Source organism: Fusibacter sp., assembly GCF_057447755.1.
This window is the reverse complement of record NZ_JBVBZF010000233.1, coordinates 1-5711: the sequence shown is the minus strand read 5'-3', so window position 1 is coordinate 5711 and position 5711 is coordinate 1. Positions and strand designations below refer to the sequence as shown.

Sequence of the window (5711 nt, the reverse complement as noted above, 5' to 3'; positions counted from 1 at the left end):
GGTGGTCAAGAGGTATACTGAGGAGCTTGATATTAGAAAGAGCATTACACCTCATACTTTAAGACATTCTTTCGCATTACATCTTATACAAAATGGTGCAGACTTGAAAGCTGTTCAAGAAATGCTTGGCCATTCAGATGTGTCAACAACTCAAATCTATCTCGAAATGTCCAATTCCAAGATCAGAAACGTTTATGAAAAAACACACCCAAGAGCCTAAAAAGGCTCTTGTTTTGTTGTATACCACTATTTCAGACTTTAAAGAGTCTAATGTGTTTAAATGGGAAGGCGAAATCTAAAACTGGGTTTTGACTTTCGATGGATTTAATTTAAGATTACGATTACGATTAGGAGGTTACTATGATTAACAGAGTTATATTATTCGTACTAGATAGTGTGGGTATTGGCGCATTACCAGATTCAGAAAAGTTCGGCGATATCGATGTAAACACACTTGGTCATATTGCCAGCAGTACAGATGACTTTAAGATTCCTAATTTAAGAAAGCTAGGAATTGGAAATATTAAGGGTGTGGATGCCATTGAGGCTGTTAAATCACCTTTAGGCGCTTTTGGCCGTTCTTTAGAAGCGTCAAACGGTAAAGATACCACCACTGGTCACTGGGAGATTGCTGGCCTACTTATAGACCAGCCCTTTAAGACTTATCCTGATGGTTTTCCGGATTATATCATTAAAGAATTCGAAGAAAAGACTGGCAGGAAGGTCGTGTGTAATAAACCTGCATCTGGGACTGTGATCTTAGATGAACTTGGTGAAGAACATATGAAAACTGGAAATGCAATTGTTTATACATCAGCAGACAGTGTATTTCAAATTGCAGCCCACGAAGATATTATTCCACTAGAAGAACTTTACAGCATGTGTCAAATTGCTCGAGATATGTTGATGGGTGAGGACCAAGTTGCAAGAGTTATTGCAAGACCATTTATCGGTACGCCAGGCCATTTTGAAAGAACTTCAAACAGAAGAGATTATTCTTTAAAACCATTTGACAAAACAGTGCTTGATATGGCAAAAGACAATGGTCTTGAAGTTAAAGCAGTTGGTAAAATCGTTGATATTTTCGATGGTGAAGGCATCACTGAAGATGTTCACACAAAAGATAATATGGATGGCGTCGACCAAACAATCCATTATTTGAAGCAAGACTTTAAGGGCATTCTTTTCACGAACCTTGTTGATTTTGATGCGAAATATGGTCATAGGAGAGATGTAAAGGGATATCGAGAAGCCCTAGAAGCCCTAGATGCTAGAATACCTGAACTGTTTGAAGCCATGAAATCTGACGATGTCATCATTTTCCTTGCTGACCATGGCAACGATCCAGCTTATAAGGGTACAGACCATACACGTGAATATATACCAGTGCTCGTTGCTGGCGAACCCATCAAAGAAAATGTGGACCTAGGCACACTTGAGACCTTTGCAGATATTGCTGCAACTGTTTCTGACATGCTCAATATTCCGCAGACACCTCATGGTAAAAGCTTTAAGGCACAAATTTTAAAATAGTAGTTAAGGGTCAAAGAAAAGAAGAAGGAGTTTTAAATGGACAATTTATTAATGAAAATAAAAGAAGCTCAAGGCTATATTGAATCTAAACTCGATGAAAAACCGGTTATCGGTTTAGTGCTTGGCTCAGGCCTTGGCATATTAGCAGATGAAATTGAATCACCTATTCGTATAAAGTACAATGAGATCCCTCACTTCCCGGTTTCTACGGTTGAAGGCCATGCTGGCCAATTCGTGGTGGGCAAGCTCAATGGTAAAACTGTAATCGCCATGCAGGGTAGGTTCCATTATTATGAAGGCTATAGCATGAAGGAAATTACATTCCCAGTACGTGTCATGAAAGCCATTGGTGTTGAACACCTCATTTTGACCAATGCTGCTGGTGGCGTCAATAAGACCTTTAGTGCAGGTGATTTAATGCTGATTACAGATCATATTAATATTACAGGTGCAAGTCCTTTAATGGGTAAAAACGAAGACGAGCTTGGACCAAGATTCCCTGATGCTTCAAATATCTATGATAAGGATTTTAACAGATGTATTCTTGAAGAAGCGAAAAATATGGGCATAAACCTTAAAGAAGGCGTTTATTTCTATAACACAGGTCCTGCATATGAAACCCCTGCTGAAGTAAAATTGGCTGCGATTTTAGGTGGCGATGCCGTTGGTATGTCAACAGCACCTGAAGCGCTTGTAGCCGCACATGCGTCTCTTAAGGTTACCGGAATCTCTTGTATCACCAATATGGCTGCCGGCATCCAAGCGACTGCGCTAAACCACGAGGAAGTTGTTGAAACGGCAAATCTTGTGAAGAAAACGTTCATTGCGCTTGTCAAAAAAATTGTCGAAATAGCTTAACAGGAGGATTCGCATGAGAATAGTGGATTTAATCAATAAAAAGAAGTATGGAGAAAAACTTACAAAAGAAGAAATTGATTTTGTGGTATTAGGCTACACGAGAGGTGAAGTGCCTGATTATCAAATGTCGGCAATGCTCATGGCAATCTATTTCCAAGGCATGGACAAAGAAGAAACTTCAAATTTAACGGATGCATTTGTTAGATCGGGTGATACAGTTGATTTGTCTGCTATTGAAGGCATAAAAGTAGACAAGCATTCCACAGGTGGTGTGGGTGATAAAATCAGCTTGATTGTAACGCCATTAGTAGCGTCATGTGGAATACCAGTTGCCAAGATGTCTGGTAGGGGCTTGGGCCATACTGGTGGAACTGTGGATAAGCTGGAGTCTATTGAGGGCTTTAAAATCGAATTATCAGGTGATGAGTTCATTAAAAATGTCAATGAACATAAAATGGCGATTGTAGGACAGTCTGGTGATTTGACGCCTGCTGATAAGAAAATCTATGCCCTAAGAGATGTTACTGGTACTATAGATAGTATTCCTTTGATTGCAAGCTCAATTATGAGTAAAAAAATTGCTTCTGGAGCAGATGCAATTGTCCTTGATGTAAAAGTGGGATCAGGGGCCTTTATGAAATCACTTGAAGACGCTAGAATACTTGCAAAGACAATGGTTGAAATCGGTAACCACTTAGGCCGAAAAACAGTGGCGGTTATTACAAACATGGACCAGCCTCTTGGTCATGAAGTCGGCAACGCTAACGAGGTCTACGAGGCGATAGAGGTTCTCAAGGGAAATGGCGCTGAGGATGAGACTGAAGTTGCGATGACCATTGCTTCTTACATGGCAGTTCTAGGTGGCGCTTATGATACAATAGAAGAAGCACATGCTTATTTTGAACAGCTTATTAAATCAGGTGAAGCCATCGAAAAATTAAAGACCTTTGTTCGCATTCAAGGTGGAAATCCTGATATGATTGAACATCCTGAAAAGCTTCCAGTTGCTTCGAAGCACATCGAAGTAAGAGCTGATATTGAGGGCTATGTCAGTGGCTTTGATGCAGAAAAGGTTGGCATCTCGGCTATGATGCTTGGTGCCGGTAGAAAGAAAAAGGAAGATCCAATCGATTATTCGGCAGGGATAACACTAAAGAAAAAGATTGGTGACCATGTGAATTTAGGAGATGTGCTCTGCGTACTCCATACCAATGAAGACAAGACCATTGAAGCTGAGAAGGTTGTTAGAGCTGCATTTATTTTCAGTAATAAGGAACCTGAACCGGTTAAATATATTTATGAAATTGTGCAATAGAATTCAATAAGAGTTTGATTTTAGAGATGCTCAAATTTAGACACTCTGAAATCAAACTTTTTTGTCTTTTAATAGGCACTAAAACCTATTTTGATAATTGGCTGATTTGCCTTATAATATAGTAAGAGGTGTCTATATGAAAGCGAAAGATTTATTGCAAATTATGTTGAATTATCAGAGCAAGTCGTCTACGCAGCTCTTTCTCGTAGGAGGATTTATCAGAGATGTGCTTTTAGGTAAAGATTCTATAGATCTAGATTTTACTTTTGAGGGTGAAATTGAAGCATTGTTTGAGCTTATTAGTGGTATTATCCCTAAAGCTGTTGGCTCTGACTATCAAACCATGCGATTTGAAAGCTCGGACCATTTTCATTTTGATATTGCCACATTTCGAAGAGAAACCTATGACCTTGAAAAAGAGACTTATATATATTCACCTTCAACCTTAAAATGGGATATCGCCAGAAGGGATTTTACGGTTAATACCGCTTACGTTAAATATGATGAAATACTTTGTGGTCACTTGAGCGATTATGTGGACAAGCGAGATAATCTTGATGCTTTAAAGCATTACATAGGTGCTAATCTGTATGCGAGTCATCCTCTTTTTATGACGGACCTCAGCAGCAGACGAATTCGTATCTTGCAGGCTAACAGTTTTTACGAAGATCCTTCAAGAGTCTTAAGGGCACTTAAATTGAAAAATCAATTGGACTTTACAATTGAGGACCAAACACAAAGACATATGCTTGAGTGTATCAAACTCGACCGATTATCTAGTTTGCCACTTTCAAGGATGCAGATGGAGCTTGCAAAGCTCTTTAAGACAGAGCATTGGCATTTAAATTTAGAGGTGCTTATAAATACGGGCTGGAAGGCTGTCGGAAAACAGAGACCTCTTAAGCTTATTGAAGGTTTAAACCGAGACCAGCATAAGCGAACGGTCTTAATGCTTTCATTTTATGATCACATAGAATGGCTGTATGGGGTTGATGACCAAATCAAAAAATGCCATAGAGAATTTAATGGGACTCTAGAACTCTTTTGTTCAAGTTTAGAAATTAATGATTATAATCTTTACAAACTATTGTATAATAAGAGAATTGAGACTTTGAATCTTCTGTGTGTCAAGCATAGCGGTCTAGTAGGGCAGTTTCTTGGCCTGCAGACAAGATATAAGTTAAGGGTCAGGGGGAATGATTTGATTCGAATTGGCATTCCTCAAAATGGTCAAATGCGTCTTATGATGGATGCACTTTTAAAGTATAAAATCGATCATCGGATTGAGATGAGTCTTGAAGATGAAATAAAATATATTGAGAGTATAAAAAATGAGTATTGATGTACAGATTGAAGCATTTGAAGGACCACTGGATTTATTACTTCATTTGATTTCCAAAGATGAAATAGACATATACGATATTCCCATCGTTAAGATCACATCTCAGTATTTGGAGATTATTAAGGATTTAGACCTGGAACGTTCAACGGAGTTTCTCGTGATGGCAGCTACCTTGATTGAAATTAAGTCTAGAATGCTGCTCCCAGATAAAAACGATCCAATGGAGTATTATGAGTATTCAGATATGGACCCTCGGAAAGAGCTTGTCAAGCGATTGATTGAATATAAACGCTTTAAAGAAGCTGCAGAAAAGTTAAGGGCAAGTGAAGGGACTTTGGATGAGGTTATTTTTAAGGACCAAGAAGAGCTTGGTCAATACGTCAGAAAGATTTCGATAGAAGACCTTAACAGCAATCTAGAGAGTGACCTTTTAGTTGAAGCGGTTCAAAGGCTAATGGCCAAGATTGATAGGTTTGACGAACATCGAAAAGGCTTCTTTAAGGGGATCAAGCGTGACTTTTTTACTGTAGAGGAAAAGCTTAAGGGCATTCGGAAACGCCTAAAGACCAGTGATAATTTTTTGTTTTCAGAACTCTTTGGTGAGGAGATCATTAAGGAAGAGATCGTCGTGACCTTTTTGGCCTTGTTAGAGCTTCTAAAACT

Annotated in this window: 6 protein-coding genes; all 6 read left to right on the top strand. The window is 38.8% G+C overall.

Going from position 1 to position 5711, the window contains the following annotated elements; genetic code table 11:
* On the top strand, positions 1-220 hold a 220-nt coding region (locus tag AC220I_RS17280; protein ID WP_486725112.1), incomplete at its 5' end, for a tyrosine-type recombinase/integrase.
* A gap of 140 nt (positions 221-360) precedes the next feature.
* Positions 361-1533, top strand: a complete 1173-nt coding sequence (locus AC220I_RS17275; protein WP_486725111.1) for a phosphopentomutase — start codon at positions 361-363, stop codon at positions 1531-1533.
* Between the two features lie 36 nt (positions 1534-1569).
* Positions 1570-2391: a purine-nucleoside phosphorylase gene (locus AC220I_RS17270; RefSeq protein ID WP_486725110.1), complete on the top strand. Its 822-nt coding sequence runs from the start codon at positions 1570-1572 to the stop codon at positions 2389-2391.
* A 13-nt stretch (positions 2392-2404) separates the two neighbouring features.
* Entirely contained in the window at positions 2405-3706 is a 1302-nt protein-coding gene (locus tag AC220I_RS17265) for a pyrimidine-nucleoside phosphorylase (RefSeq protein WP_486725109.1), read from the top strand.
* A gap of 136 nt (positions 3707-3842) precedes the next feature.
* The gene (locus tag AC220I_RS17260) at positions 3843-5048 is read left to right on the top strand and encodes a tRNA nucleotidyltransferase/poly(A) polymerase-related protein (protein WP_486725108.1); all 1206 of its coding nucleotides are present in this window, start codon (positions 3843-3845) and stop codon (positions 5046-5048) included.
* Positions 5038-5711: segregation and condensation protein A (locus tag AC220I_RS17255; RefSeq protein WP_486725107.1), on the top strand; the 674-nt coding region annotated here is incomplete at its 3' end. The genes AC220I_RS17260 and AC220I_RS17255, both read left to right, overlap by 11 nt.